This window comes from Pseudomonas machongensis, assembly GCF_034961125.1.
Classification (GTDB): domain Bacteria; phylum Pseudomonadota; class Gammaproteobacteria; order Pseudomonadales; family Pseudomonadaceae; genus Aquipseudomonas; species Aquipseudomonas machongensis.
Window position 1 is genome coordinate 155763 of sequence record NZ_JAYFUI010000186.1, and the last position, 26373, is coordinate 182135.

The 26373-nt window shown below is 62.9% G+C and carries 25 protein-coding genes; 12 read left to right on the plus strand and 13 right to left on the minus strand.

Going from position 1 to position 26373, the window contains the following annotated elements; genetic code table 11:
• Window positions 1-2 precede the first annotated feature (2 nt).
• The 4 genes from VA602_RS18760 to VA602_RS18775 form a co-directional block, all read right to left on the minus strand.
• Window positions 3-1691 carry a PAS domain-containing sensor histidine kinase gene (locus tag VA602_RS18760; RefSeq protein WP_323453951.1) on the minus strand — a complete coding sequence of 563 codons (1689 nt, stop codon included), beginning with the start codon at window positions 1689-1691 and terminating at the stop codon, window positions 3-5.
• Window positions 1692-1738: 47 nt separating this feature from the next.
• On the minus strand, window positions 1739-3148 hold the full coding sequence (gene mapR, locus VA602_RS18765; RefSeq protein WP_323453952.1) for a GntR family transcriptional regulator MpaR: 1410 nt from the start codon (window positions 3146-3148) through the stop codon (window positions 1739-1741).
• Between the two features lie 48 nt (window positions 3149-3196).
• Window positions 3197-4603, minus strand: a complete 1407-nt coding sequence (gene ccoG, locus VA602_RS18770) for a cytochrome c oxidase accessory protein CcoG (protein ID WP_323453953.1) — start codon at window positions 4601-4603, stop codon at window positions 3197-3199.
• Between the two features lie 121 nt (window positions 4604-4724).
• Window positions 4725-4964, minus strand: a complete 240-nt coding sequence (locus tag VA602_RS18775; RefSeq protein ID WP_054891537.1) for a DUF3203 family protein — start codon at window positions 4962-4964, stop codon at window positions 4725-4727.
• Between the two features lie 147 nt (window positions 4965-5111).
• Here VA602_RS18775 and VA602_RS18780 point away from each other — a divergent pair, with 147 nt between their 5' ends.
• Window positions 5112-5639, plus strand: a complete 528-nt coding sequence (locus VA602_RS18780) for an MgtC/SapB family protein (protein WP_054891536.1) — start codon at window positions 5112-5114, stop codon at window positions 5637-5639.
• A 532-nt stretch (window positions 5640-6171) separates the two neighbouring features.
• Here the strand turns inward: VA602_RS18780 and VA602_RS18785 are convergent.
• Window positions 6172-6651, minus strand: coding sequence for a GNAT family N-acetyltransferase (locus VA602_RS18785; RefSeq protein WP_065862946.1), 480 nt, complete (start codon window positions 6649-6651; stop codon window positions 6172-6174).
• Between the two features lie 132 nt (window positions 6652-6783).
• On the opposite strand from VA602_RS18785, the gene VA602_RS18790 reads away from it, so the two are divergent.
• From VA602_RS18790 to VA602_RS18805, 4 genes are all read left to right on the plus strand, one after another.
• Complete coding sequence (locus tag VA602_RS18790) at window positions 6784-7158, plus strand: hypothetical protein (RefSeq protein WP_065862587.1); 375 nt, start codon at window positions 6784-6786, stop codon at window positions 7156-7158.
• Window positions 7155-7358, plus strand: coding sequence for a helix-turn-helix transcriptional regulator (locus VA602_RS18795; RefSeq protein WP_054891534.1), 204 nt, complete (start codon window positions 7155-7157; stop codon window positions 7356-7358). The genes VA602_RS18790 and VA602_RS18795 overlap by 4 nt, the downstream gene beginning before the upstream one ends.
• 101 nt (window positions 7359-7459) lie before the next feature.
• Window positions 7460-8080 carry a LysE family translocator gene (locus tag VA602_RS18800; RefSeq protein WP_323453954.1) on the plus strand — a complete coding sequence of 207 codons (621 nt, stop codon included), beginning with the start codon at window positions 7460-7462 and terminating at the stop codon, window positions 8078-8080.
• 20 nt (window positions 8081-8100) lie between these two features.
• Entirely contained in the window at window positions 8101-8973 is an 873-nt protein-coding gene (locus VA602_RS18805; protein ID WP_323453955.1) for an alpha/beta fold hydrolase, read from the plus strand.
• A gap of 18 nt (window positions 8974-8991) precedes the next feature.
• Here the strand turns inward: VA602_RS18805 and xthA are convergent, their stop codons facing one another.
• Window positions 8992-9804, minus strand: coding sequence for an exodeoxyribonuclease III (xthA, locus tag VA602_RS18810; protein ID WP_054891531.1), 813 nt, complete (start codon window positions 9802-9804; stop codon window positions 8992-8994).
• 161 nt (window positions 9805-9965) lie between these two features.
• On the opposite strand from xthA, the gene VA602_RS18815 reads away from it, so the two are divergent.
• Genes VA602_RS18815 through VA602_RS18825 form a run of 3 tightly spaced genes read left to right on the plus strand, consistent with a single transcriptional unit; the run spans window position 9966 to window position 16073 of the window.
• The gene (locus tag VA602_RS18815) at window positions 9966-10607 is read left to right on the plus strand and encodes a GNAT family N-acetyltransferase (protein ID WP_054891530.1); all 642 of its coding nucleotides are present in this window, start codon (window positions 9966-9968) and stop codon (window positions 10605-10607) included.
• 52 nt (window positions 10608-10659) lie between these two features.
• Window positions 10660-12402 carry an autotransporter assembly complex protein TamA gene (locus VA602_RS18820; RefSeq protein ID WP_323453956.1) on the plus strand — a complete coding sequence of 581 codons (1743 nt, stop codon included), beginning with the start codon at window positions 10660-10662 and terminating at the stop codon, window positions 12400-12402.
• Window positions 12402-16073 (plus strand): translocation/assembly module TamB domain-containing protein, encoded by a 3672-nt coding sequence (locus VA602_RS18825; protein WP_323453957.1) that lies wholly within the window; start codon window positions 12402-12404, stop codon window positions 16071-16073. The genes VA602_RS18820 and VA602_RS18825 overlap by 1 nt, the downstream gene beginning before the upstream one ends.
• On the opposite strand, the gene VA602_RS18830 is transcribed toward VA602_RS18825, so the two are convergent.
• From VA602_RS18830 to VA602_RS18845, 4 genes are all read right to left on the minus strand, one after another.
• Window positions 16055-16627 carry a DUF2589 domain-containing protein gene (locus VA602_RS18830; RefSeq protein ID WP_323453958.1) on the minus strand — a complete coding sequence of 191 codons (573 nt, stop codon included), beginning with the start codon at window positions 16625-16627 and terminating at the stop codon, window positions 16055-16057. The genes VA602_RS18825 and VA602_RS18830 overlap by 19 nt on opposite strands.
• A gap of 115 nt (window positions 16628-16742) precedes the next feature.
• Window positions 16743-17384: a DUF2589 domain-containing protein gene (locus VA602_RS18835; RefSeq protein WP_323453959.1), complete on the minus strand. Its 642-nt coding sequence runs from the start codon at window positions 17382-17384 to the stop codon at window positions 16743-16745.
• A 43-nt stretch (window positions 17385-17427) separates the two neighbouring features.
• Window positions 17428-17808, minus strand: a complete 381-nt coding sequence (locus VA602_RS18840) for a Mor transcription activator family protein (RefSeq protein ID WP_054891525.1) — start codon at window positions 17806-17808, stop codon at window positions 17428-17430.
• 231 nt (window positions 17809-18039) lie between these two features.
• Window positions 18040-18501, minus strand: a complete 462-nt coding sequence (locus VA602_RS18845; RefSeq protein ID WP_323453960.1) for a hypothetical protein — start codon at window positions 18499-18501, stop codon at window positions 18040-18042.
• A gap of 150 nt (window positions 18502-18651) precedes the next feature.
• On the opposite strand from VA602_RS18845, the gene VA602_RS18850 reads away from it, so the two are divergent.
• Window positions 18652-18840 carry a hypothetical protein gene (locus VA602_RS18850; RefSeq protein WP_323453961.1) on the plus strand — a complete coding sequence of 63 codons (189 nt, stop codon included), beginning with the start codon at window positions 18652-18654 and terminating at the stop codon, window positions 18838-18840.
• A 35-nt stretch (window positions 18841-18875) separates the two neighbouring features.
• Here VA602_RS18850 and VA602_RS18855 read toward each other — a convergent pair whose 3' ends face one another.
• Complete coding sequence (locus VA602_RS18855) at window positions 18876-19250, minus strand: fe2+ zn2+ uptake regulation protein (protein ID WP_112898511.1); 375 nt, start codon at window positions 19248-19250, stop codon at window positions 18876-18878.
• 197 nt (window positions 19251-19447) lie between these two features.
• Between VA602_RS18855 and pvdQ the strand changes: the two genes are divergently transcribed.
• Window positions 19448-21763, plus strand: a complete 2316-nt coding sequence (gene pvdQ, locus VA602_RS18860) for a bifunctional acylase PvdQ (RefSeq protein WP_323453962.1) — start codon at window positions 19448-19450, stop codon at window positions 21761-21763.
• Between the two features lie 49 nt (window positions 21764-21812).
• On the opposite strand, the gene VA602_RS18865 is transcribed toward pvdQ, so the two are convergent.
• Complete coding sequence (locus VA602_RS18865; protein WP_323453963.1) at window positions 21813-22535, minus strand: UDP-2,3-diacylglucosamine diphosphatase; 723 nt, start codon at window positions 22533-22535, stop codon at window positions 21813-21815.
• Window positions 22532-23032, minus strand: coding sequence for a peptidylprolyl isomerase (locus tag VA602_RS18870; protein WP_125929662.1), 501 nt, complete (start codon window positions 23030-23032; stop codon window positions 22532-22534). The genes VA602_RS18865 and VA602_RS18870 overlap by 4 nt, the downstream gene beginning before the upstream one ends.
• A gap of 246 nt (window positions 23033-23278) precedes the next feature.
• On the opposite strand from VA602_RS18870, the gene VA602_RS18875 reads away from it, so the two are divergent.
• Together VA602_RS18875 and cysS are read left to right on the plus strand one after the other, a co-directional pair.
• Window positions 23279-24979 (plus strand): glutamine--tRNA ligase/YqeY domain fusion protein, encoded by a 1701-nt coding sequence (locus VA602_RS18875; RefSeq protein WP_054891518.1) that lies wholly within the window; start codon window positions 23279-23281, stop codon window positions 24977-24979.
• Window positions 24980-24988: 9 nt separating this feature from the next.
• Window positions 24989-26371, plus strand: a complete 1383-nt coding sequence (gene cysS, locus VA602_RS18880; RefSeq protein WP_063545225.1) for a cysteine--tRNA ligase — start codon at window positions 24989-24991, stop codon at window positions 26369-26371.
• Window positions 26372-26373 lie beyond the last annotated feature (2 nt).

Genomic DNA, 26373 nt, shown 5'->3' on the forward strand with positions numbered 1-26373 from the left:
CTTCAGCCCAGGATGTGTGTCACCCGTTCGAGCAGTGCTTTGAGCTCGAACGGGCTGGAAATGATTTCGATATTTGTTGGCAACCCGTCGTGGTCTGCCAGCGTCTGGGTGGCGTAGCCGGTGATGAGCAAGGCTGTGCAGCCAGGTGTCAGGGCCGCATTCATTTCGATCAGTTGCCGACCCTTGGGGCTGTCGGACAAGGCGATGTTGCCGACCAGCAGGTCCGGGCGCAGCCCCTTGCGCAGGGCGGCAAGCGCCCGGTCGATGCTGGCGAAGGCATGCACGTCGTAGCCCGCCTCGCTCAGCAGCTCGCTGATGACCAGCTTCATCGCCGCCTGGTCCTCGATCAGCAGGATTGACCGCGCAGGGGGCGGGGCCGGCAGGCTCTGCGGTTCGGGGGGCGGGAGGTTTTCGGCTCTGGGCAAATAAAGGTGAACGCAGGTGCCGTTGCCCGGAGTCGAGTCGAGGTGCATTTGCCCCCCAGACTGCTGCACGAAGCCGTACACCATGGACAACCCCAAGCCAGTGCCCTGCCCGAGCGGCTTGGTGGTGTAGAACGGTTCGAAGGCTCGTTGCGCCACCTCCGCTGGCATGCCTTGGCCGTTGTCCTCGACTCGCAAGTGCAGGTATTGGCCCGGGGCGAGCCGCAGACGTTGGGCTTGCGCCGGGGTCATTTCCAGGTTTTCGCAATGAATCACCAAGGTGCCACCGTCGGGCATGGCATCGCGGGCATTGATGCACAGGTTGAGCAGCGCGCTTTCCAGTTGCGAGGGGTCGATGCAGGTTGGCCACAGCTGTGAAGCTGTGCGATCGATGAGCTCGATGTCCGAGCGCAGCGAGCTCTGCAGCAGCGCAAGCATGTCGCCGACCAGTTGCTGGATGTCGGTGGCGCGGGGCAGCAATGTCTGTCTGCGCGAGAAGGCCAGCAGGCGCTGCACCAGTGACGCGGCCTTGGACGCGTTTTGCTCGATGATGCCGAACAGCCGGCTCACCTCATCGCTCTGCAGCCCGGACAGGCGTGGTTTGGCAAGCTCCAGCGCACCGAAGATGCCGCCGAGCAGGTTATTGAAGTCGTGGGCGATGCCGCCGGTGAGTTGGCCAACCGCTTCCATTTTCTGCGCCTGGCGCAGTGCCTGCTCGGCTTCGCGCAGGCGCTCCTGCTCAAGGGTGCGCTCGGTGATGTCGTAGGCGAACAGGCAGGCGCTGAGTGGCGGGCGTTCGTCGCTGTGCAGCGGGGTGATCCGCAGCTCGTAGTGGCGCCGATAGGGCGGCCCGTCGAAGGCGACGCTTTCGATCACCGTTTCACCCGCCAGCGCTCGGTTGACCAGTGGTAGCAGGCATTGGAGCGGCTGTGGCAGGCCGGCAAGCGCTTCGTCCAGGCGATCGCCGACTCTGAGGCAAAAACCGTGCAGGCGTTGGAATGTCTGCCGGCCGGTGCGGTTGATCGCTTGCAGGCGCAGGTCCGGGGCGATGACGAAGACATTGGCCAAGCTGTGATCGACCAGCTCGATGAACAGCCGGCGTTCGGCCAGGGTCTGGTCGAAGCGCTGCTCGAGTTGCTCGTGCACTCGGCGCAACAGGACGTTGTCCAAGGGCGATACTTCGGCTTGCTGCGCCAGCCGGTTTTCCAGCTCGCCGTTGCGCTGCTGCAAGGCCAGGATCTGTTGGCGCAGTTGAGTGGGGTCGTCCATCGGGTGCTCGTCCATGTGCAGGTAGCCTCACTATAGCGGCTGATCCTTCAAAATGAGCGCACGATACGCCCCAGTGTCTCCATCGCAGTCTCCGTGGCGTCGTTCCACGGGGTGCCGTAGTTCAGCCTGATGCAGTTGCCGAAGCGCCGGGTCGGCGAGAAGATCGGCCCCGGTGCGATGCTGATGCCTTGCGCCAGGGCCATGTGGAACAGCTTGAGCGCGTCCATCTGCTCGGGCAGTTCCAGCCACAGGAAGTAGCCGCCGGCGGGCTGGCTGACCCGTGTCTGCGCCGGGAAATGGCGGGCAATGGCGGCGAGCATGTTGGCCTGCTGGCCTTCCAGGGCGTAGCGCAACTTGCGCAGGTGGCGATCGTAACCGCCATGTTGCAGGTAGTCGGCGATGGCGGCCTGGGCCGGCATCGAGGCGCACAGCGAGGTCATCAGCTTGAGCCGCTCGATCTTCTGAGCGAAACGGCCGGCGGCGACCCAGCCCACCCGGTAGCCTGGGGCGAGGCTCTTGGAGAACGAGCCGCAGTGCATGACCAGGCCGTCGCGGTCGAAGGCCTTGGCCGGCTTGGGCGCTTGCTGGGCGTAGTAGAGCTCGGCGTAGACGTCGTCCTCGATCAGCGGCACCTGGTGGCGGTGCAGGAGTTCGACCAGTGCCTGCTTTTTCGCCTCGGGCATGCTCGCGCCGACCGGGTTCTGGAAGTTGGTCATCGACCATACGGCCTTGACCGGGTGTTTCTCCAGGGTTTGTGCCAGTACACCCAAGTCCATGCCTTCACGTGGGTGCACGGGAATTTCCACGGCCTTGAGCTTCAGTCGTTCGAGCACCTGCAGGCACACGTAGAAGGCCGGGGCTTCGATGGCAACCAGATCTCCAGGCTCTGTGACTGCCTGCAGGCACAGGTTGAGGGCTTCCAGCGCGCCATTGGTGATCAGCAGCTCTTCCATCGGCAGCATCAGGCCGGCGACCATGTAGCGCAGGGCGATCTGGCGGCGCAACTGCGGGTTGCCCGGTGACAGGTCGGTGACCACCACGCGTGGGTCCATGGCGCGGCTGGCGCTGGCCAGCGAGCGGGCCAGGCGCTGCAGCGGGAACAGGGTGGGGCTGGGGAAGGCCGAGCCGAAGGGGACAGTGTGAGGGTCCTTGATCGAATCAAGGATGGAAAATACCAGGGCACTGACGTCGACATCGGTGGATTCGCTGACCGGTGCCTGTGCCTGGGGTTCGCTGAACTGGCGAGGTGCGTGGGTATTGACGAAGTAGCCCGAACGCGGCCGGGCACGAATCAGCCCGCGGCGCTCGAGCAGGTAATAGGCCTGGAACACCGTGGAGGGGCTGACCCCGTGGGTCTGGCTGGCGTAGCGTACCGAGGGCACACGCTGTCCGGGGCCAAGCACCCCGGAGCGGATCAGTTCGGCGATATCGTCGGCGAATCGTTCGTAGCGTTTCATCGTTGTGTTATTCGGCCTGGCAGGCAAGGTTCAAGGCAGTGTAAGGGATCAGCGGTTGAGCGGCGCAACGAAACGGCTGCGTGCACGGCTGTGCACCTGCGGCTGGTCGTTGTCCTGTACCTCGAACGTGAGGTCTACCGAACTGCTCGTTGGGCGGTCGGCGAGCATCGCCACCGATACCGGCAGTTCGCTCATTTCTCCGGCTGGAATGGATATCGCTTGCTTGCCGTGCAGCACGAAGCCTTCGGCGTCGACCAGACGTAGTCGATAGTGCTGGGGATGCTGGGTCTTGTTGATGATCTTGAGCAGGTAGATATTCTCGATCTGGCCCTGGGCATTCTCACGGAACAGGCCGCGGTCCTTGATGACGTCCAGCGACACCATCGGGCGCATCTGCAAGGCCATCACCAGGGCACCGATCATGACCAGCAGGGCCGTGGCGTAACCCAGCAGGCGTGGTCTCAGCCAGTGGGTGCGGCCGCCTTGGAGGTTGTGTTCGGACTTGTAGCCGATCAGGCCGCGGGGGTAGCCCATCTTGTCCATGACCCCGTCGCAGGCGTCGATGCACGCAGCGCAACCGATACAGGCCATCTGCAGGCCGTCGCGGATGTCGATGCCGGTGGGGCAGACCTGCACGCACAGGGTGCAGTCGATGCAGTCGCCCAGATGCTGTGCCTGACGGTCGCTGCCTTTCTTGCGGGGGCCGCGGCTTTCACCGCGACCTGGATCGTAGGCCACGGCCAGGGTGTCCTTGTCGAACATCACGCTCTGAAAGCGCGCATAGGGGCACATGTGCATGCACACGGCTTCACGCAGCCAGCCGGCGTTCAGGTAGGTGGCGGCAGTGAAAAAGACCACCCAGAACAGCGCTGCGCCGCCCAGCTGAAGGGTCAGCAGCTCTTGGGCCAGCGGGCGGATGGGGGTGAAGTAACCGACGAAGGTGAGGCCAGTGATCACCCCGATGGCCAGCCACAACCCATGCTTGAGGCTGCGGCGGGCGAACTTGCCGAGGCTCCAGGGCGCGGCGGCCAGGCGGATGCGCTGGTTGCGGTCGCCTTCGGTGACCTTCTCGCACCACATGAAAAGCCAGGTCCAGACGCTCTGCGGGCAGCTGTAGCCGCACCACACCCGCCCGGCGAAGACGGTGATGGCGAACAGGCCGAACGCGCAGATGATCAGCAGTGCCGACAGCAGGATGAAATCCTGTGGCCAGAAGGTCGCGGCAAAGATGTGGAACTTGCTGTCGGCAAGGTCCCAGAGCACGGCCTGGCGACCGTTCCAGTTCAGCCAGGCCGTGCCGAAGAACAACACGAACAACAGGCCGGCGAAGCCGATCCGCAGGTTGCGGTACAGGCCTGTGAAGCTGCGGGTCTGGATGCGCCCGTCTGCGTGGCGCTTGGGGGTCTTGGCCGCAGGCTCGATCTGGATGATTCGGAAGGGGATTCTCTCGCTCATGGTGGTTCGCTCATCAGGCCTCGATCAGGCCCGGGCACTATGGCCCCCGATCTGTTTACAGCACAGGCTCAGGTAGAGCGATAAAAACCATATCAGATGAACGAGAAGTCCCTTGCAGGCCTCAGATTACCGAGCCTGGAGCACTGCTCTTGAGATGTCTGCGACTATCCACCGCACCGATCACGGTCAGGGCGTCGGCTTCGGCTTCGGTGATCGGTATGCGTTCACCCGCCAGCACGGCGACTGACATGCGCAGTTGTTCATCGGTGAAGATCTCGATCTCCGGCCCCAGGCCTTCTATGCGCAGCTTGTCACCGATCAGTGTGCAGCGTTGGTTGCTTTCGTCGATTTCTACCGGCATGACGTTACCCTCCGCAGGTGGTTACGGGTGTGACCACGGCGAGCTTCGGGTTGCTGCGTCGTTCTGCCGGGCGGATGCTGCCGCACTCCGGGCAAACGCAGCGGTCAATCTTTCAATAGGCCACGGCGCGCTGGTGTGGAGAAACCCATGGATTCCTGGTGGCAGAATGTTTGGCAAGCGATACGGGCAGAGTTCACCGACATCACCGATGAAGGCGAGGTGACGCGGATTCTCGTGCGTCTGCTGATGGCGGCGGTGCTTGGCGCGGTGTTGGGTTTCGAGCGCGAGCACAAGGGCAAGTCGGCCGGGGTGCGGACACACATGCTGGTGTCCATGGGTGCAGCCCTGTTCGTGCTGGCACCGAGCATGGCCGGTGCCGATGCACAGGCGCTGAGCCGGGTGATACAGGGGATCGTCGCCGGGATCGGTTTTCTCGGCGCGGGCACCATTCTCAAGGGCCATGGCCAGGACACCAATCACGTTAAAGGGCTGACGACGGCAGCCGGCCTGTGGATGACGGCGGCGATCGGCACGGCGGCGGGCATGGGGCGCGAGGCGACGGCGTTGGTCAGCACGGTGCTGGCCTTGCTGGTGTTGAGCAGCATGCCGGTGCTGGTGGAGAAGGTCGAGGGGGAGGGTGGTGAGGCGAAGAATGAGGAAAACACAAAGCACTGAGGGGAGCCGAAGCTCCCCTCAAAGCGTTATTGCCTGTTCTTTTTATTATTGAAAACCGGCCTGTTGTTGTTTTTGTCAGCCTGTTTCGGTGTAACCGGGCCCCTATCCGGGGCCAAGAGCAAACGTATTTTTTTGAGCGCTGACCTGCCTTCATCATTGCTGATCCGATCCTGACAGTCGCTACCTCGAGGTAGTTTTGTTGTTCTGCGTCAGGTCGCGGGGACGAACCCCTGGAACGCGTGTCTACTCCAAAAAAATCTGCTTGCTGCGCCTCTGCCGTGTTGTTCTTGTTATGTCAGAGCCGGTGCATGTTGTTTTTATTGGGGTATCACGTTTTTTTATTTTTGTTGTGCCAGAGATAAAGCAGATGCCGTGCCAACTTTTCAATATCCATTAAAATCAAGGGCTTAGAGATTTTTTGCGATTTTTCACGACCTGAAAATCTCGCGAATTGTTTCCGTGTTACCCGATTTTTTGCTGGGTGGACGGGGCCGGGTAACACTTTTGACACAGTCGTGTGGTCGGGCGCGGCTTACCCCTGTGCGAATGCCTTCAGGCGCTCGCCGTCCAGGCGATAACGTACCCATTCATCTTGCGCTTCTGCGCCCAGCGCCTGGTAAAAACCGATAGCCGGTTCATTCCAGTCCAGTACGCTCCATTCCAGGCGGCCGCAACCTTTGGCTACGGCCTCGCGCGCGATGTGCCGCAGTACCTGGCGACCAGCACCGCCGCCGCGTTGTTCGGGGGTGATGTACAGGTCTTCGAGGTAAATGCCGTTGCGGCCCAGCCAGGTTGAGTAGCTATAGAAGTACACGGCAAAGCCGATGGCCGTGCCGTCGCGCTCGCACATCAGGCTGTGCACGGTGCTGCCTTCATCGAACAGGCTGTGCTCGATATCGGCCAGGGTTGCTACCACTTCGTGGCGCGCGCGCTCGTAGTCGGCAAGCTCGGTGATGAAGTCGAGGATCTTGGCGGCGTCGGCGCGACGGGCAGGGCGGATGGTCAGACTCATGAAGGCTTCCTTGTGGTTGGCGGGCACCATGGTAATGGGCCTGGGCCGGCTTGCCGAGATGTAAAGCAAGCTTGACATGATGCGCGGCCTCGCCTTCAATGTAAAACACACTTTACATCCGAGGCTGTTGGCATGCTGCACAAACGTCATGTGATTTCATTCGTCCTGTTCCTCGTCGCCTATATGGCCTGTGTGCTGGTCAGCAGCCATTTCCTCGCGTCCATGGCACCAGGCATTGCCAAGACCCTGGTGGCGCTGGTGCCGGTGCCGGCCATGATCGGTATGGCCTGGGCTGTGGTGCAGCAACTGCGCAGCCTCGATGAAATGGTCCGGCGCATCCAACTGGAGGCGTTGGGGCTGGCGTTCGTCGCGACGGCGCTGTTGACCTTCAGCTACGGTTTTCTGGAGACCGCAGGCTTCCCACGTTTGTCGATGTTCATGGTCTGGAGCCTGATGGGGCCGTTGTGGGCGCTGGGGACCTTCATCGGGGTGAGGCGTTACCGTTGAACAACCGCATCCGTGAATTGCGAAGTGGGCGTGGCTGGTCTCAGGCCGAACTGGCCGAGCGGCTCGGTGTTTCGCGCCAGACCGTCAATGCCATCGAGACCGGTCGCTACGATCCGAGCCTGCCGCTGGCCTTCAGCATTGCCGGGGTTTTCGAGTTGAGTATCGAAGAGATCTTCGATCCCTCTGCGGCGGTACAGTGATGTGTACAGGTTTAATTTAAGGTAACTGTACCGGTCTGTGCGAGAGGGGTTCCGCTAGTGTGGCAGGACACGATAATCAGTACCTGACGGAAGTCCCTGCCATGCTCGGCTCATACGATCTGCTCACCGCATTCATCCTGTTCGCCTTCGTTTCTTCGATCACCCCAGGGCCGAACAACACCATGTTGCTGGCGTCCGGCGTCAACTTCGGTGTGCGCCGTTCGATCCCCCATGCGATGGGCATCAGCATCGGCTTCATGCTGATGGTGCTGGGCGTGGGGTTCGGGCTGGGCGAACTGTTCAAGGCCTGGCCGCCGCTGTACAGCATCCTGCGCTACGTGGGGGCCGCTTACCTGCTGTACCTGGCGTGGAAGATCGCAACTTCCGGGCCGATCTCCGGGGATGCCGCAGGGACGCGCAAGCCCCTGAGCTTCTGGGGAGCGGCTGCTTTCCAGTGGGTCAATCCGAAGGCCTGGGTCATGGCGGTCGGTGCGATCACCACCTACACCCCGGCCCAGGGCTATGTGCTCAACGTGGTTGTCATCGCCGCGCTGTTCGCCTTGGTCAACCTGCCCAGCGTGGGGATCTGGGTCATGTTTGGCAGCGCCTTGCGCAACCTTCTGCAAAATCCGCGCTGGCTGATGCTGTTCAATGTCCTGATGGCCTTGCTGCTGGTGATTTCGTTGTATCCGCTGCTGTTTGTAGAATCGTCGTTTTCCTAGTTCGATGAGTGCGGTACACGATGCAGCTGATTCCCTGGTCCCATGATTGCTCGGAAGGTTTCACGCTACGGGGTTGGCATTCCGAGCCGAGCGGCAAACCGTTGCTGCATTTTCTGCACGGCAACGGTTTCTGCTGCCTGGCATACGAGCCCATGCTGATGCGCCTGGGGGAGCACTTCGACCTGTGGTTGTGCGACGTCCAGGGGCACGGCGACAGCGATCACGGCGGCGCCTTTCGTGGCTGGAACCGCACTGCGGAGTTGGTCCTGGAAGCATTCGAGGCGGGACACCAGGTGTTTGGCGATGTGCCGCGCCATGCGCTCGGACACAGTTTTGGTGGGGTGCTGACCGGGCTGATCCTCGCCAGCAGGCCTGGGTTGTTCGAGCGTGCAGTACTGCTCGATCCGGTGTTGTTCAGCCGACGCATGATCGGGGTGATGGGCGCGGCGGCACTGGTGGGCCTGCACCGGCGTCATGCCCTGGCGCGCAAGGCCGCAACCCGGCGCAGCCATTGGCCGGACCGTGAGGCGGCGCTGGCGTCGCTGCAGGGGCGGGGGATCTTCAAGGGCTGGAGCGACGCGGCGCTGCACGCGTATATCGGGCATGCCATCGGCGATTGCGGCGAAGGCGTGGTGCTCAAGTGCCGACCCGGCCGTGAGGTGGAGATTTTCAGCACCTTCCCGGCGCGCATGTGGCCCAGTCTGCAGCGCATCACCACGCCGACGCTGATCCTGCATGGTGAAACCACCTACCCATTCGTGCCGCATTCGGTGCGGCGCCTGGTGGCGCTCAATGCCAATGTCAGCGAGCGACAGGTGGCGGGTGGTCATTGCTTCATGCAGGAAGACCCGGTGAGCGCCGCGCAGGCGGTCGAGGCGTTCCTGCGCGGTTGAGTCCGGTGGCCTGCGCCGTCAGGCCAGTTCCAGCCAGATGGGGGCGTGGTCCGAGGGCTTCTCCATCGCCCGCAGTTCGTAGTCGACGCCCGCCGCCTTCAGGCGTGGAAGCAGTGCCTGCGAGGCCATGATCAGGTCGATGCGCAGGCCACGCTTGGGTTCGTCCTCGAAACCGCGGCTGCGGTAGTCGAACCAGCTGAAGCGGTCCGCTACCTCCGGGTGCAGGTGACGGAAGCTGTCCACCAGGCCCCAGCCTTTGAGGCGTTCCATCCATTCACGTTCTTCGGGCAGGAAGCTGCATTTGCCGGTCTTGAGCCAGCGCTTGGCGTTATCGGCACCGATGCCGATGTCGCAGTCCTGGGGCGAGATGTTCACATCGCCCATCACCACCAATGGCTGGTCATTGCGGAACTGACCTTCGAGCAGGGTCTGCAGGTCGCTGTAGAAGCGTTGCTTGGCCGGGAACTTGGTGGGGTGGTCGCGGCTTTCGCCCTGGGGGAAGTAGCCGTTCATGATGGTGATCGGGGTGCCGTCGGCATCGGCGAAGGTGCCCCAGATGAAGCGGCGTTGGGCGTCCTCTTCATCGGTGCTGAAGCCCTTGACCAGCGACAATGGCGCCTGGCGCGAGAGCAGAGCAACCCCGTAGTGGCCCTTCTGGCCATGGAAATGCACGTGATAGCCCAATGCCTGTACTTCGGCCAGCGGGAACTGATCGTCACTGACCTTGGTTTCTTGCAGGCCGATGACGTCTGGCTGGTGCTTCTCGATCAGCGCAGCCAGCTGGTGCGGGCGGGCGCGCAGGCCATTGATGTTGAACGAGACGATCTTCATGGAAAGACGATCCTGGTAAAAGCCTCGGATGCTAGCCGACATCGGCCGTCATCACCAGCGTGGCAGCGTCGCCGGGGCGCTGCTAACGTGCTGGAGGGGGAACGATGTGCGACACGACGCCTCCAAGGCTCTGTTACGTACATTCCAGGAGGATCATCGCAATGTCCGACGCCCCGGCGCACATCAGCCTGCTCGACGATGGCTACAGCCGCGAAGTGCGTTCGCTGCTCTACCATGCCTATCGCCACGAGCCGACCTTCGCCTATCTGTTCGATGCACAGCGACGGGGTTATGAGCGGCGCCTGCGGGTAATGGTGCGCGAATGGGTGCGTCAGCACTTCTACCTGCAGTTGCCGGCAATCGGTGTGCTGGTCGACGACCGCCTGGTCGGTGCCGCGCTGATCGTGCCGCCGCAACGTCGCCTTGGCGTGGCCGACAGTTGGGCCTGGCGCCTGCGCATGCTGCTGGGAACAGGCCGGCGCTGCACCCGTCGATACCTCGAGTATCAAGCGGCACTGGCGGCGTGCCTGCCCAGTCAGCAAGTCCATGTGCTGCCTCTGCTGGGGGTGCACCCGCAGTTTCAGGGACAACACTATGGTGAGCAATTGTTACAGGCGGTGCACGACTGGTGCGCCGACGATCCCGATACCCAAGGCGTGATCCTCGACACCGGCAATGCCCATTACCTGGCCTTCTACGAGCGCCAGGGCTATCAGGAGATTGGTGAGGTCGCGGTCGGGCCAATCCGAGAGAGAGTGTTCTTTCATCCGAATCCGCTGTCCTCCAACCCGCCAATTGCTTGATCGCAACCTCCTGCGGCTTACGCTGCCGCTTCGCTCTGGTAGCATGCCCCGCATGACGTATTCAGGAAGACTTGGTTGGGGCGTGCTGTTGCTCGCCGCCAGCTGCACAGCATGGGGCCAGAGCGAACTGTTGGTACGGGTCAAACCGTCCAACAAGACGTTGCAGGCCAATATCGAAGGCTACATCGGCAGCCTGGGCGATCGCGACGAGGAGGCCTTGCTGCGGTTCAGCCGCGGGGCTGAGGAGCAGGCGCGCAAGGCGGCCCAGGCGCTGGGCTACTACCAGGCGCAGATCGATACCGAGGTCAAGCCGCCGAGCAAGGCCGATCAACCCGTACAACTGATCATTCGGGTCGACCCGGGCGAGCCGGTGCGCCTGCGCAATGTGACCGTGCGCATCGAAGGTCCGGCGAGCGAGATGAAGGCCTTTCGCATTCCGGACAGCAAGGCATTGCGCCCGGGCGAGCAGCTCAATCATGGTGTCTACGAGGACGCCAAGCGGCTGATCCAGAACCAGGCTTCGCGCTATGGCTTCTTCGACGGGCGCTTTTCCCGTCAGCGCCTTGCGGTAGACCCGCAAGCAGGCGTTGCGGATATCGAACTGGTGTACCAGAGTGGCCCGCGTTATCGCCTGGGCAAGGTGACCTTCGGCGGCGACGCACCGCTGGACGACGACCTGCTGCAACGCATGGTCGGCTTCAAGCCGGGAACACCCTACGATTCAGAACTGGTGGCCGAACTCAATAACGACCTGCAGTCCAGTGGCTATTTCGAAGGAGTACGTGTCGATGCGGCGCCGACGGCGGCGGTCGATGACGTGGTGCCGGTGGACGTGCGCCTGGATACCCGCAAACCGCGAACGCTAGGGCTTGGCCTGGGGTTCGCGACCGACGTGGGGCCACGGGGCAAGGCCAACTGGACACGGCACTGGGTCAATCCCCAAGGCCACAGTTATGGCTGGGAGACCGAGCTCTCGGCGCCCCGGCAGAACGTCGGCCTGTGGTATGACATCCCGCTGGACCCTCCACTGACCGACAAGCTGCGCTTTGCCGGTGGTTACCAGAACGAAGAGATCGCCGGCACCGACACCCTCAGCAAGTTGCTGACCGTCGGCCCCGAATGGCACAGCAAGCTGCCCAGCGGCTGGCAGCGGGTGATCTCGCTGAAGTACCAGCGCGAGGAGTATCGCCTGGGCGACGATTCCGGGCTGAGCAACCTGCTGATGCCTGGGGTGAGCTTTTCCTATTTGCGCAGTGACAACCGCATCGACCCGCACAATGGCTATCGCCTGCAGTTCGACCTGCAGGCGGCCAAGGAAGGGCTGGGCTCCGACACCAACCTGGTGCATGGCAATGTCCTGCTCAAGGGCCTCACCACCCTGGGGCAGAACCATCGCTTCCTCGGGCGCGTGCAGTTCGGTGGCAGCGCTACCAACGGCTACCAGCAGAACGTCCCGCCCTCACTACGCTTCTTCGCCGGTGGCGACCAGAGCGTCAGGGGCTATGACTACCAGACGCTGTCGCCGAAGAACAACAAGGGCGACCGTATCGGTGGCCGCTACCTGGTGGCCGGCAGTGCAGAGTACCAGTATTCGCTCACGGAGAAATGGCGCGTGGCGACCTTCATCGACCAGGGCAACTCGTTCAATTCGCTGGAACTGCCCAGCCTCAAGACCGGGGTCGGCATCGGCGTGCGCTGGGTCTCGCCAGTCGGGCCGCTGCGTCTGGACCTGGCGCGCGCGCTGGACGACGACGGTGGTATCCGGCTGCATTTCTCCATGGGGCCTGAACTGTGATGCGCCTGCTCAAACCTGTGTTGTCGATCGTATTGGGCTTGCTGGTGCTGGTGGGGCTTTGCGCAGCGCTGGTACTGGGAACGCAAGCGGGCAGCCGCTGGGCCCTGAGCCGGGTGCCGGGGCTTGAGGTCGAGGACTTCCAGGGCCATCTGGGAGGCCAATGGCAGGCCGCCCGTGTGGTCTGGGCCGAGGATGGCAGCCGGGTCGAGCTGCAGGCGCCGCAACTGCAATGGTCACCGTCGTGCCTGTTGCGTGCCACGCTGTGCGTGCAGCGGTTGCAGGCCGAGCGCATCGACATGGCGTTCGCTGCGAGTGAGTCGCAGGCGGACACAGGGCCGTTGCAACTGCCCGAACTGCGTTTGCCGATCGCAATCGAGCTGGGTGAGGTCAAGATCGGTCAGTTACGCCTGGATGGCAGTGACCTGCTCGGCGACCTGCAACTGGCTGCCCACTGGACCACCGAAGGCCTGCGTATCGACGCCCTGCAATTGCAGCGTGACGACCTGCACCTTAGCCTGCAGGGCAATCTGCAGCCCCAGGGGGATTGGCCGCTTCAGGCCGATGCCACCCTGCAACTGCCGGCAGTGGATGGTCACGCCTGGCAATTGGTGCTGAACGTCAAGGGCGACCTGCAGAAGACCTTGGCCCTCGAGGGCACCAGCACGGGTTATCTTGAGGCGAAGCTCGAGGGTGAGCTGCAAGCGCTGGCCGATCACCTGCCCGCGACACTGCAGATCCGCGCCGAAACGTTCCGACCCTCTGCCTCGTTACCCGACCCGCTGCAACTGAACCAGCTCAACCTTCAGGCCAAGGGTGACCTGCTCAAGGGATACCTGCTCAAGGGTACGGCCAGCCTTCCGGCCGAGCAGGGGCCAGTGGCCCTGGCCCTGAGCGGCAAGGTCGATGCCAAGGGTGCCCGACTCGAGACACTGGACCTCAGCGCCAGTGAGACCCAGCGCCTCACGTTGCAGGCCAGTGCCGACTGGCAGCAAGGGCTGACGGCCGATGCCCGGATCGACTGGCTCGATTTTCCCTGGCTGCGTCTGTACCCGATGGACGAAGCACCGCAAGTCACGCTCAAACGCTTCAACGCCCAGGTGCACTATCGCGACGGTACCTACACCGGTGATTTCAAAGGAGACCTCGATGGCCCGGCCGGTGCGTTCAGCCTGGCCAGCCCGTTCGATGGTGACCTGACCCAGGTGCGCCTGCCACAGTTGGCACTGGTTGCCGGGCAGGGCAGGGCATCGGGTGCCGTGGCGCTGGGCTTTGCCGACGCGATTACCTGGGATGTCGATCTGCAACTGTCGGCGCTCGACCCCGCCTATTGGCTGGCGGAGCTGCCGGGCACCCTGGCAGGTCCGCTGCGCAGCAAGGGCGAATTGAAGAACGAGCGTCTGCAGCTCGATGCCCAACTCGACCTCAAAGGGCGCCTGCGTGGTCAGCCGGCGGTGCTCAAGGCGGATGCCAAGGGTGCAGGTGAGGACTGGACGCTCGGTGCACTGGCGATCCAGTTGGGTGACAACCGGATCAATGGCAGTGGCAGCCTGCAGCAACGCCTTGCCGGTCGCCTCGATCTCGACCTGCCGCGCCTTGGCCAGCTCTGGCCGCGCTTGCAGGGGCAGGTCAAAGGTCGCCTCGATCTGGCTGGCACGCTGGCTGCTCCGCAGAGTGTCCTGAGTCTTCAGGGGCAACAGCTGGCCCAGGCCGACAACCGCATACAGCGCCTGGATCTCGACGCACGCCTGGACAGCGCCCAGCGTGGACTGATCACCCTCAAGGCCGGCAATATCCGCCTGGGCGAAACGGCCTTGGGCAATCTTGATGCCACGGGCAAAGGTGATATCCGTCAGCAGGCGCTGACACTGGCGCTGAATGGCCCCCAGCTCAAGCTCGACCTTGCATTGGACGGCACGCTCGGCAAGGGTGATTGGCGTGGCCGCCTGGCCAGTGGGCGCATCCAGGCGGGCGGTCAGGACTGGCAATTGCAAGCCCCCGCCCGCCTGCAGCGCCTGGCCAACGGCCAGCTCGACTTCGGTGCACATTGCTGGCGCTCCGGCGCTGCCAGCCTGTGTGGCGAGGATCAGCGTCTGGCGCCGGACCCACGTTTGCGCTACCACCTCAAGCAGTTCCCCATCGACAGTCTGGCCCAATGGCTGCCGAAGGATTTTGCCTGGCAAGGCATGCTCAATGCCGACATCAACCTGGATATGCCGGCCAGCGGCCCCAAAGGCACGGTGCGCATCGATGCCAGCGGCGGCACGCTGCGGGTCCGCGATAACGGGCGCTGGATCGACTTCCCCTATCAGACGCTACGCCTGGACAGCACGTTGGCACCGCGCCGGGTAGACACATCCCTGGCATTTCGTGGCGACCGGTTGGGTGAGTTGAACCTGTCGACACGCATCGATCCCCTGGGCCGGGACAAACCGCTTTCCGGTGAGTTTCGCCTTTCCGGGCTGGACCTGTCGATCGCCCGGCCTTTCGTGCCGATGGTCGAGCGCCTGGCCGGGCAACTCAACGGCGACGGGCGTTTGTCGGGTACCTTGCTGGCGCCCCAGGTCAACGGCAACCTGACGCTTAGCGGTGGGCATGTCAGTGGCGCCGAGTTGCCGGTCACCCTGGAAGACTTGTCGTTGCGGGCGCTCGTCGCCGGGGAGCAGATCCGGATCAGCGGTGACTGGCGAAGTGGCGAGGCCGGTCGCGGGCAATTGGCCGGCGAACTGGCTTGGGGGCAGGCGCTGGCTGTCGACTTGCGTTTGCAGGGCCAGCAGCTTCCAGTGAACGTCGAGCCCTATGCCGCGCTGGAGGTGGAGCCGGATCTCAATATCCGCCTGTCCGGCGACAAGCTGGCAGTGACGGGCAAAGTTCAGGTACCCAAGGGCAAGATCACCGTGCGCGAGCTGCCGCCTTCGACGGTGAAGGTCTCCGACGACACGGTGATTGTCGGCCACCAGACCGAAGAGGGTACGCCGCCGATGGCGGTCGCGATGGACATCGATGTCGAAGTCGGTCGTGACAAGTTGTCCTTCAGCGGCTTTGGCCTGACCGCCAACCTGCTGGGTCATGTGCACATAGGTGACAACCTGGACACCCGTGGTGAATTGAGCCTGGCTGACGGTCGCTATCGAGCCTATGGCCAGCGCCTGACCATCCGTCGTGCGCGCCTGTTGTTCGCAGGCCCCCTCGATCAGCCATACCTGGATATCGAAGCGATCCGCAAGGTCGATGACGTGATTGCTGGCATCCGCCTGAGCGGCAGTGCCGAGCAGCCGACTACCCAAGTGTTCTCGGAGCCGGCCATGAGCCAGGAGCAGGCGTTGTCGTATCTCGTGCTGGGACGTCCCCTGGGCAACTCGGGCGAGGATAACAACATGCTGGCTGAAGCGGCCTTGGGCCTGGGCCTCGCCGGTAGCGCCGGGATTACCGGGAGCCTGGCCTCGAGCCTGGGAATCGATGATTTCCAGCTCGACACCGAAGGTTCGGGCAACAAGACCAACGTGGTGGCCAGCGGCAACCTGACCGAACGCCTCAGCCTGCGTTACGGGGTCGGTGTGTTCGAGCCAGCCAACACCATTGCCTTGCGCTACAAACTGAGCAAGAAGGTCTATCTGGAGGCCGCCAGCGGGCTGGCGAGCTCGCTGGACATCTTCTACAAACGCGACTTCTGATCTGATCGGCGGACAGTGGCGGCTTCGATGAACTCGTTGCCGTCTGCGCCTTGCGCCGGGGCGGGTGTGGGCGGTGTGCGCACAGGCAGGATCAGGTTGGTGTACTCCTCGATCAGCCGGTTGATCGCCTCGGGCGGCTCGCAGGCCTGGAACTGCATGCGGATCTGTACTTCGTCGGGGTCGCGTCCTTCGCCACGGCGCGTTTGGGCGCCGACGGTGACCTTGAAGTGCGAGCACGAGGTGGTGTCGTTGGCCTGCTGCAGCAAATCCTGTCGGGCCTGAGCGTTCTTCACGTGAACCGACAGGTCGACCTGCATGCGCTCCAGGGCCAGGCCCTTGGTGGACACCAGGGCAATCAGCGGGATGCGCAAGGTGTGCGTATCGTCCATCGCCACTTCTACCATCTTGGCGCGCATCGGCATGCCGGGCTGCTCGGCGTCCACATCGAAGAATTGATCGAAAAGTCTGAGGTACTGCTGGGCAATCAGGGTATTGGTTGCCGCGGCGGCTTCCTGGAGCCCGCGCGTGATGTCGCGCAGGTCGGTGGATGTCATGGGAGTCGGTTGAGCGTGTTCGCAGGGCTGATCCAATCAAGGGCCTCCAGTGCGCAGGCCGCAGGTGCCCCGGAGGGGACCTGCGGCAGGTGTGGGCGAGGTAGGGCATTGCGTCTCAAGACGTTGCAGCGGGTTTCTCAGCTCCGGCCAGAGTGTCTTCGCTGGAGATGCTGTCGGTACTGCGTAGCTCTGAGCTGGCGAGCACGGTAGGTTTGGTTGCGGCATCGGTGAGGAAATCCATCACGCGCATGAGGGCTTCCGGTGGTTGCTGACGGCGCACGGTAGTGTTGAAGGCGTAGCGCGCGCGGGTATCGGTCTTGCGGGTCTGTTCCGACTTGTGGCTTACACTGCCTTTCACATTCAGCTTGAAAGGTCCCCAGCCGAGCGAGGCCTCCATGCTGCCTTCCGCCTCCTTGGAGGATCGGTCCTCGGCCATCTGGTTGATGGTCATCTCGAACTCGATCTTGCCTTCGTCGATGGCAATGTTCGGGTGGGTGATGGCCGCCAGCAGTGGCACCTTCATGCTCTTGGCGACGATACCTTTGTATTCGCCATCCTCACCGACGATGGTCTCGTCGTAGTCGAACTGGATGGCGACTGCCTTGCCATCCTGGATGCAGACATTCATGAGGAAGTCGGCGTACGACTTGCTCGCGGTGACCTGCGCCTGGACCATGGCCTGCAAGGGGCCGGCAATCATTCGGTCCATGGGTAGAGAGTTGATGACGGAACCGATCAGGCTGTTGTCAATGGACATGGGTGATACTCCTTCGGGGGCGGTGAATGTTCAGGTCCGGTTTTCAGTGGGGGTGGTTGTCCTGGCGCCGGATGTTGCCGATCTGACGCAGGCTCAGTCCGTACTTGTCCGCGAGCAGGCTGCGCGACAGCCCGCTGGCACTTTCTTTCTGGATTTGCAGGTTGCGCAACTGGCGCTGGAAGTGGTCGGCCTTGGGAATCTCCAGGGCAATGCCGGCATAGCGCTTGATCAGTGCGTCCAGCGCGTCGGCTGGCAGAAGATCGGCCAGCCGTGTGCGGTCACGGTGTTTGGGGATGTACTTGGGGCGGCCGCCGTAGGCGCAGGTCAGCCGGTACGCATTTTCAAGGCCGATGCACTCGATCAGCGATTGCAGTGAATGAGGTAGCTGGGCGACATCGATTGCAGTCAGATCTGGCAGTTCCATATTCGATTTCCCTGTGTCTTAGAGGCCAGCACGATGGGTGCCCAGGGATTCTCAGCCACCTCTCCCGATCATTCCTAGGCGCCAAGTGGCCCATGCTCTGTAGTTCCTGTAGAGCGTTTGTTGCAGGCAGAGGAGAGCTCTTACGTAGGAAGTTGAGCCGTGATTTTCCAGTAGGTCTTGTTCTTTCTCGGTCGACTTCTTAGATGTGTTCCAAGGGTGTCGGTACCCATTTCAATCGCAGGGGTAGGCTTTGCGAAGGCTCGCCAAGCCCAGGTAGCTCTGAGGGGCGGAAACCGCTGCGGCGGGCAATGCGCGCCAGTCCACGTCCACGCACAGTGCTTCGAGCGCTTGGCTACCGCGATAGCCGATGACTTGCGGGCTGAATACCCGGCGGTAGCGCGCGTGGGTAATGGCGAAGGGTTCCACATGCTGCGCCTGTGCCAGGGTCAACCTGGCCATAGTCGGCAGTTCCGAGGGGGGAAGGACGAAGCGCAACTGGCCTGGCCGGGCCTGCAACAAGCCGTTGCCACGAACCTGTTGCCACAGCTGTTGCCACTGGCTGCTGCCGCTGGAGGCTTCGAGGCGTGCGCCGAGTTCGAGCAGTTGTTCGCGGGGCAGGGTGCTGGTGTCAATGGCGTGGGCACAGGTGAGCGGGAGAAACAGCGCTGCGCAAAGCAGGAGGGGGGGGGTCATGTTCGCTCCGGGGCACGAGTCGGGCGTCCATGTTTTCAATCTTGAGCGGTGAAGCTCAGCAGGAAATGCATCGCGTGTGGATCTGGCGATGTATCATGTGGCCGGCTCGCGACGAGCCTCTTTTGTCCCTGATGCTCCAAGGAATTGCCGATGACACACATGCAGCGCTTCAAATATTCGATCCTCATCATCGTGGTGATGATGGGGGTGATGTTCGGCCTGAGCTACCTGCAGAAACAGGGCACGATCAGCGAGCAGACCTTCCAGTACCTGGCCATTGGTATCGCCGTGGTCGTCGTGGTGATCAACGGCATCATGCGGCGCAAGGTCAAGTCCTGACGCAGGCCAGCCGGCCATCCTGGCCGGCCGGGGAATCAGCGCAGGGCGTTCTGCTCCAGCACGGCGCGGGCTGCAGGCTGAAGGCTGTAGCACTTGTCATCGCCCAGGCTGATGACCCCCTCGGTGCAGAGTCGCTTGAGCACTTCGCGCACGCTCAGGAATGACAGCGGGATATCCAATTGCTCCAGCTGCGCATGCACGCCGCGTACGCCGATGCTGCGGCCACTACGATCGGCCGAATGCAGCGCATCGATGACTTTCAGGCGAATCAGGCTGGTGCGCAGGCCGTAGGCGCGCAACAGTTCGCGGATCTGTTCGTTGCCGATCCGTTCCTGCGCGCCAGTGCTGTCTTGCGGCGATGTGCGCTCAGCGGTGCGCTGGCGCTGCGCCTGCAGTTGCGGGTTGTACATGTGAATGCTCCTTTTCGTGGACTGTCCCGAAATCATGGGTGCCTAACTACTAGGACGAATGAGCGCGGGAAAACTGCAGTTCTGACTGAAAAAAACTGCCACGTCCTTTTCAAGACGTTCCCGCGTAGCGCAATACGTAAAATTTTCATCCGGCCGCTCGTCTGATCGGGATGACCTCTCATTCCCCAGGAGTGCCCGTGATCCCACTATCGCGACCTTTATCCTGCCTTGGCCTGGCCATCGTGCTTGCCACCGTTGCTGCCGGCGCGCAGGCGCTGGAAGCCGCCGGCGATGCTTCGGCGCAGATTCGCCGTACCAGCTTCGGTGTGCCGCACATCCTGGCCAGCAATGAGCGTGGCCTGGGCTATGGCATCGGCTACGCCTATGCCCAGGACAACCTGTGCCTGCTGGCTGACGAAGTGCTCACGGTCAATGGTGAGCGGTCGAAATATTTCGGTGCCGAAGGCAAGACGGTCGAGCAGCGAGACAACCTCGACAGCGATCTGTTCTTCACCTGGCTGAACGACAATGCGGCAGTCAACGGATTCCTCCAGGCGCAGTCGGCGCCCATTCGCGATCGCCTGGAGGGCTACGCTGCCGGCTACAACCGAGCGCTTGCCGAACGCAAGGCCCAGGGGCTGCCGGTGGAGTGCGGGGCGGGCGACTGGGTCAGGCCAATCACCAGCCTGGACCTGGTGAAGCTGACCCGCCGACTGCTGGCTGAAGGGGGCATCGGCCAGTTCGCCGAAGCGGTGGTCGCAGCGATGCCACCGGGGCTGGCCATGCACAGGCCAAAGGCCGACTACAGCGTGGCCCTGGCACGCCAGCAGGCGTTCGCCAGCGAGCGTGGCAGCAACGCCGTGGCCGTCGGTGCGCAGCGCTCGGCCAATGGGCGTGGCTTGTTGCTCGCCAACCCGCACTTCCCCTGGATTGGCGGCCTGCGGTTCTATCAGATGCAGTTGACCATTCCCGGGCAACTGGATGTGATGGGGGCGGCGCTGCCGGGGTTGCCAGTGATCAACATCGGTTTCAACCGTGATCTGGCCTGGACCCATACCGTCGACACCTCCAAGCACTTCACCCTGTACCGTCTGCAGCTCGACCCGAAGGATCCCACCCGTTACCTGCTGGATGGCCAGTCGCTGCCGCTCCAACAGCAGGCAATCACTGTTGCGGTGAAGGGGGCAGACGGAACGCTCAGCCAGGTGCAGCGCCAGATCCACGTCTCCAGGTTCGGCCCTGTGGTGCAGTGGCCGGGGCGCCTGGACTGGGATGGCAAATATGCCTACAGCCTGCGCGATGCCAATCTCGACAACACGCGAGTGCTTGAGCAGTGGTACGGGATCAATCGCGCCAAGGACATCGATGCTCTCAAGACCTCGGTGGCCAAGCTTCAGGGCATTCCCTGGGTCAACACCCTGGCAGTGGATGCCGGTGGCCGCGCGCTGTACCTGAATCAGTCGGTGGTGCCGTATGTCGACCAGGCTATGCTTGCCCAGTGCAGCGACCCGTCGCTGGCCGGCCCGTTGGTCGTACTGGACGGCTCGCGCAGCGCCTGCCAGTGGAAGGTCGACCCCGACGCTGCGCAACCTGGAATCTTCCCCGCGCGCCTGCAGCCAAGCCTTGAGCGTGCGGACTTCGTGCAGAACTCCAATGACTCGGCCTGGCAGGTCAACCCGGTTCAGCCGCTGACAGGCTTCTCGCCGCTGATCAGCCGTGAAGACCAACCCTTGGGGATGCGTACCCGCTTTGCCTTGCAGCGCCTGCAAGGTCGCGCCAAGCTCGGCGTAGCTGAGCTGCAGCACATGGTGCTGGACGACGAGGTGTATCTGGCCAGCCAACTGCTGCCAGAGCTGCTGGACTGGTGCAAAGGCACCGAGCGCGATCTGCAGGCTGTTTGCGCCAGCCTCGAGGCCTGGAACGGCAAGGCCGGCACCGACAGCGGCATGGGGCTTGTGCATTTTGCCAACATCATGGAAGCGCTGGGCGACCAGCCGCAAATCTGGCGTGTGGCGTTCGATCCGGCAGATCCGCAGCACACGCCGCGTGGTCTTGCAGTAGAGCAAGCGGCAGTACGCGCGCTGCTGCGTGAGGCGGCGCTGGCTTCTTTGGCGCAGGTGCAGGAAGGCGGCATGGCGCAAGAACAGCAGTGGGGGCAGGTACAGCAGGCGCTGGACGGCACGCCGGTGCCGGGTGGCCCGCAGGAGTTGGGGGTCTACAACGCCATGGTCAGTGTGCCCAATGGGGCAGGGAAGCGTCTGGTGGTCAGCGGTACCAGCTACCTGCAACTGGTCAGCTTCACCGAGCAGGGGCCTCAGGCCAGGGGGTTGCTGGCGTTTTCACTGTCCAGCGAGTCGGCCTCGGTACACGCATTCGACCAGACGCGTGCCTTTGCGGTCGGACAATTGGCGCCCATTCCGTTTACCGAAGCGCAGATCACCTCCGATCCTCAGTATCGTCAGTATGGGGTGAGCGAGCGGGATGAGCAGGCACTGGTCAGCGCGGGGAAATAGTCGAAATCAGTGGCCCTGTGGTGGCACGAGCCACCTCAGGGCCTGCGCGTCAGGAAAATTCGAACGGCGCCAGGTGCATGCCCTGGTCGTCCACCTGCAGCGCCCAGCCTCGGCGATCCCAGTCCCCCAGTACGATGCGCCGAGCCGGCTGGCCCTCGACCACCAGCTTGTGCAGGGCAGGGCGGTGAGTATGGCCATGGATCAGCGTGCGCACACTGTGCTCGCTCATCACCTTGGGCACTTCGTCGGGGGTGACATCGACGATTTCAGTGTTCTTCATCCGCACCTGCGCCTGGCTTTCACTGCGCAGCTTGCGCGCCAGTTTCTGGCGCGTGGACCGCGGCAAATGACGCAGAATCCAGAGGCTCAGCGGGTTGCGCAGGTAGCGGCGCAGCTTCATGTAGGCCACGTCGCGGGTGCACAGGGTGTCGCCATGCATCAGCAGTACCGGCTCACCGCCCAGCTCAACCACGCTAGGGTCGGTCAGCAGGGTGCAGCCAGCGGTCTTGCAGAAGTCCTGGCCGATGAGAAAGTCGCGGTTGCCGTGCATCAGGTAGATCGCCGTGCCGCTGTCGGACAGCGTGCGCAACGCCTGGCAGATCGATTGCTGGAACGGCGTCATGGCATCGTCGCCGATCCAGGCATCGAAGAAGTCGCCAAGAATGTACAGCGCCTTGGCGTGTCGCGCCCGCCCATCGAGCAGATCAAGAAACGCCCGGGTAATGTCCGGGCGTTCTTCTTGCAGGTGCAGATCGGAGATCAGCAGGATCACTCAATGATCTCGGCTTTCTCGATGATCACGTCGTCCTTCGGCACGTCCTGGTGGCCAGCCTTGGAACCGGTGGCGACTTTCTCGATGGCATCGACCACTTCACGGCCTTCGGTCACTTCGCCGAATACCGCGTAGCCCCAGCCCTGCACGTTCTTGCCGCTGTGGTTGAGGAAGTCGTTGTCGGAAGCGTTGATGAAGAACTGCGCCGAGGCGGAGTGCGGCTCCATGGTGCGGGCCATGGCGATGCTGTACTTGGTGTTCTTCAGGCCGTTGTCGGCTTCGTTCTGGATCGGCGAACGGGTCGGCTTCTGCTTCATGCCGGCCTCGAAACCACCGCCCTGGATCATGAAGCCCTTGATCACACGGTGGAAGACGGTGCCGTCGAAGTGGCCGTCCTTGACGTATTGAACGAAGTTCTCGACGGTTTGCGGGGCTTTTTCGGCGTTCAGTTGCAGAACGATATCGCCGTGGTTGGTGCTCAGTTTGACTTTGGACATGCTGAAATTCGCTCTTTCAAGGCATTCGGGAATAGGGTGCACAGGTCGCGTACTGTACCTGACGCAGGATCTGGCGGCGGCGACACAAGGCGCGCGGCGGCCATTTTGCCAGCTGGCGACAAAACGCTGCGAGAAATCGCGCCAGTTTGTCGGTGCCCGGCTGTCAGCAGCTTGACTGCTTCGGCTATGATAGGCCCTTTGATTCAATCGGCCTACCCGGACCGGACATCTGCATTCAAGGATCCTATGAGCAAGCCCACCGACAACGCGACCAACGCCGCTGCCAAAGGCGCCCCCGCCGTCCCTGCGAACTTCCTGCGACCGATCGTCCAGGCTGACCTGGACTCGGGCAAGCACAGCAGTATCGTCACCCGCTTCCCGCCGGAACCGAACGGTTATCTGCACATCGGCCACGCCAAGTCGATCTGCGTCAACTTCGGTCTGGCCCAGGAGTTCGGTGGCGCCTGCCACTTGCGTTTCGACGACACCAACCCGGCCAAGGAGGACCAGGAGTACATCGACGCCATCCAGCGTGATGTCAAGTGGCTGGGCTTCGAGTGGACCGGTCCGGTGCGCTTTGCTTCCGACTATTTCGACCAGTTGCACGACTGGGCGGTCGAGCTGATCAAGCGCGGCAAGGCCTACGTCTGCGACCTGACCCCCGAGCAGGCCAAGGAGTATCGCGGCACCCTGACCCAGCCCGGCAAGAACAGCCCGTTCCGCGAGCGCAGCGTCGAGGAGAACCTCGACCTGTTCGCGCGCATGAAGGCTGGCGAGTTCAAGGACGGTGAGCGTGTGCTGCGTGCCAAGATCGACATGGCTTCGCCCAACATGAACCTGCGCGACCCCATTCTTTACCGCATCCGCCATGCCCACCACCACCAGACCGGTGACAAGTGGTGCATCTACCCCAACTACGACTTCACCCACGGCCAGTCGGACGCCATCGAGGGCATTACCCACTCGATCTGCACCCTGGAGTTCGAAGGCCATCGTCCACTGTACGACTGGTTCCTCGACAACCTGCCGGTCCCGGCGCATCCGCGCCAGTACGAGTTCAGCCGCCTGAACCTGAACTACACCATCACCTCCAAGCGCAAGCTCAAGCAGTTGGTGGACGAGCAGCACGTCGAGGGTTGGGACGATCCGCGCATGTCCACGCTCTCGGGCTACCGCCGTCGTGGCTACACTCCGGCCTCGATCCGCAACTTCTGCGACATGGTCGGCACCAACCGCTCCGATGGCGTGGTCGACATGTCGATGCTCGAGTTCAGCATTCGTGACGACCTCGACCGCACCGCACCGCGCGCCATGTGCGTACTGCGTCCGCTGAAGGTGGTGATCACCAACTACCCTGAAGGCCAGGTCGAGCAGCTCGAACTGCCGCGCCACCCGAAGGAAGACATGGGCGTGCGCGTCCTGCCGTTCGCCCGTGAGCTGTACATCGACCGCGATGACTTCATGGAAGAGCCGCCCAAGGGATACAAGCGCCTGGAGCCAGCCGGTGAAGTGCGCCTGCGCGGCAGCTATGTAATTCGTGCCGACGAGGCGATCAAGGATGCCGAGGGCAATATCGTCGAGCTGCGCTGCTCGTACGATCCGGACACGCTGGGCAAGAACCCCGAGGGTCGCAAGGTCAAGGGCGTGATCCACTGGGTGCCGGCCGCCGCCAGCATCGAGTGCGAGGTGCGCCTGTACGACCGCCTGTTCCGCTCGCCCAATCCGGAGAAAACCGATGAGGGCGGCAGCTTCCTTGAAAATATCAATCCGCAATCGCTGCAGGTGCTGACGGGTTGTCGTGCCGAACCTTCGCTGGGCCAGGCCCAGCCAGAAGATCGCTTCCAGTTCGAGCGTGAAGGCTACTTCTGCGCCGACCTGAAAGACAGCCAGCCGGGTCGCCCGGTGTTCAACCGCACCGTGACCCTGCGCGATTCGTGGGGCAGCTAAGGAATCCTCGTGCTTAACATCTACAACACCCTGAGCAAGACCAAGGAAGTCTTCAAACCCCTGGATGGCAACAACGTGCGCATGTACGTCTGCGGCATGACCGTGTACGACTACTGCCACCTGGGCCATGGTCGCAGCATGGTGGCGTTCGACCTGATCACCCGTTGGCTGCGCAAGAGTGGCTACGCGCTCACGTACGTGCGCAACATCACCGACATCGACGACAAGATCATCAACCGCGCCAACGAAAACGGCGAGCGCTTCGATGAGCTGACTGCGCGCATGATCGATGCCATGCATGAGGATGAGCGTCGTCTCAACATCCTCAAGCCGGACCTGGAACCGCGCGCCACCGATCACATCCCCGGCATGCACGCGATGATCCAGACCCTGATCGACAAGGGCTATGCCTACGCGCCGGGCAATGGCGACGTGTACTACCGCGTCGGCAAGTTCGTCGGCTACGGCAAGCTGTCGCGACGCAAGATCGAAGACCTGCGTATCGGCGCGCGGATCGAGGTCGACGAGGCCAAGCAGGATCCGCTGGACTTCGTCCTGTGGAAGGGCGCCAAGCCGGGCGAGCCGAGCTGGGATTCGCCCTGGGGCCCGGGCCGTCCGGGCTGGCACATCGAGTGCTCGGTGATGTCCACCTGCTGCCTGGGCGAGAGCTTCGACATCCACGGTGGTGGCAGCGACCTCGAGTTCCCGCACCACGAGAACGAGATCGCCCAGAGCGAGGCGGCCACCGGCAAGCCTTATGCGGCGGCCTGGATGCACTGCGGCATGATCCGTATCAATGGCGAGAAGATGTCGAAGTCGCTGAACAACTTCTTCACCATTCGCGACGTGCTCGAGAAGTACCACCCGGAGGTGGTGCGTTATCTGCTGGTGGCCAGCCACTACCGCAGCGCCATCAATTACTCCGAAGACAGCTTGCGCGACGCCAAAGGCGCCCTGGAGCGTTTCTATCACGCACTGCGTGGCCTGCCGCGCGTCGCCGCCAAGGGTGGCGAGGCGTTCGTCGAGCGGTTCAGCGTGGCGATGAACGATGACTTCGGCACCCCTGAAGCCTGCGCCGTGCTGTTCGACCTGGTCCGCGAGATCAACCGCCTGCGCGACAGCGATGCTGAGGCAGCGGCAGGCCTTGCCGGTCGCCTGCGTGAGCTGGGTGATGTGCTGGGTGTGCTGCAGCTCGATGCCGACGACTTTTTGCGTGCCGGTGCTGAAGGCAAGGTCGATGCTGCCGAGGTCGAAGCCTTGATCCAGGCGCGCTTGCAGGCGCGTACGGACAAGAACTGGGCAGAGTCCGATCGCATTCGCGATCAACTGGCTGCCATGGGCGTGGTGCTTGAAGACAGCAAAGGCACCACCACCTGGCGTCTGGCTGACTGATA

What these genes read in the sequence shown, in the direction of transcription:
- VA602_RS18760 (WP_323453951.1), bottom strand. Translation starts at nt 1,691, where the DNA reads ATGGACGACCCCACTCAACTGCGCCAACAGATCCTGGCCTTGCAGCAG.
- mapR (WP_323453952.1), bottom strand. Translation starts at nt 3,148, where the DNA reads ATGAAACGCTACGAACGATTCGCCGACGATATCGCCGAACTGATCCGC.
- ccoG (WP_323453953.1), bottom strand. Translation starts at nt 4,603, where the DNA reads ATGAGCGAGAGAATCCCCTTCCGAATCATCCAGATCGAGCCTGCGGCC.
- VA602_RS18775 (WP_054891537.1), bottom strand. Translation starts at nt 4,964, where the DNA reads ATGCCGGTAGAAATCGACGAAAGCAACCAACGCTGCACACTGATCGGT.
- VA602_RS18780 (WP_054891536.1), top strand. Translation starts at nt 5,112, where the DNA reads ATGGATTCCTGGTGGCAGAATGTTTGGCAAGCGATACGGGCAGAGTTC.
- VA602_RS18785 (WP_065862946.1), bottom strand. Translation starts at nt 6,651, where the DNA reads ATGAGTCTGACCATCCGCCCTGCCCGTCGCGCCGACGCCGCCAAGATC.
- VA602_RS18790 (WP_065862587.1), top strand. Translation starts at nt 6,784, where the DNA reads ATGCTGCACAAACGTCATGTGATTTCATTCGTCCTGTTCCTCGTCGCC.
- VA602_RS18800 (WP_323453954.1), top strand. Translation starts at nt 7,460, where the DNA reads ATGCTCGGCTCATACGATCTGCTCACCGCATTCATCCTGTTCGCCTTC.
- VA602_RS18805 (WP_323453955.1), top strand. Translation starts at nt 8,101, where the DNA reads ATGCAGCTGATTCCCTGGTCCCATGATTGCTCGGAAGGTTTCACGCTA.
- xthA (WP_054891531.1), bottom strand. Translation starts at nt 9,804, where the DNA reads ATGAAGATCGTCTCGTTCAACATCAATGGCCTGCGCGCCCGCCCGCAC.
- VA602_RS18815 (WP_054891530.1), top strand. Translation starts at nt 9,966, where the DNA reads ATGTCCGACGCCCCGGCGCACATCAGCCTGCTCGACGATGGCTACAGC.
- VA602_RS18820 (WP_323453956.1), top strand. Translation starts at nt 10,660, where the DNA reads ATGACGTATTCAGGAAGACTTGGTTGGGGCGTGCTGTTGCTCGCCGCC.
- VA602_RS18825 (WP_323453957.1), top strand. Translation starts at nt 12,402, where the DNA reads ATGCGCCTGCTCAAACCTGTGTTGTCGATCGTATTGGGCTTGCTGGTG.
- VA602_RS18830 (WP_323453958.1), bottom strand. Translation starts at nt 16,627, where the DNA reads ATGACATCCACCGACCTGCGCGACATCACGCGCGGGCTCCAGGAAGCC.
- VA602_RS18835 (WP_323453959.1), bottom strand. Translation starts at nt 17,384, where the DNA reads ATGTCCATTGACAACAGCCTGATCGGTTCCGTCATCAACTCTCTACCC.
- VA602_RS18840 (WP_054891525.1), bottom strand. Translation starts at nt 17,808, where the DNA reads ATGGAACTGCCAGATCTGACTGCAATCGATGTCGCCCAGCTACCTCAT.
- VA602_RS18845 (WP_323453960.1), bottom strand. Translation starts at nt 18,501, where the DNA reads ATGACCCCCCCCCTCCTGCTTTGCGCAGCGCTGTTTCTCCCGCTCACC.
- VA602_RS18850 (WP_323453961.1), top strand. Translation starts at nt 18,652, where the DNA reads ATGACACACATGCAGCGCTTCAAATATTCGATCCTCATCATCGTGGTG.
- VA602_RS18855 (WP_112898511.1), bottom strand. Translation starts at nt 19,250, where the DNA reads ATGTACAACCCGCAACTGCAGGCGCAGCGCCAGCGCACCGCTGAGCGC.
- VA602_RS18870 (WP_125929662.1), bottom strand. Translation starts at nt 23,032, where the DNA reads ATGTCCAAAGTCAAACTGAGCACCAACCACGGCGATATCGTTCTGCAA.
- VA602_RS18875 (WP_054891518.1), top strand. Translation starts at nt 23,279, where the DNA reads ATGAGCAAGCCCACCGACAACGCGACCAACGCCGCTGCCAAAGGCGCC.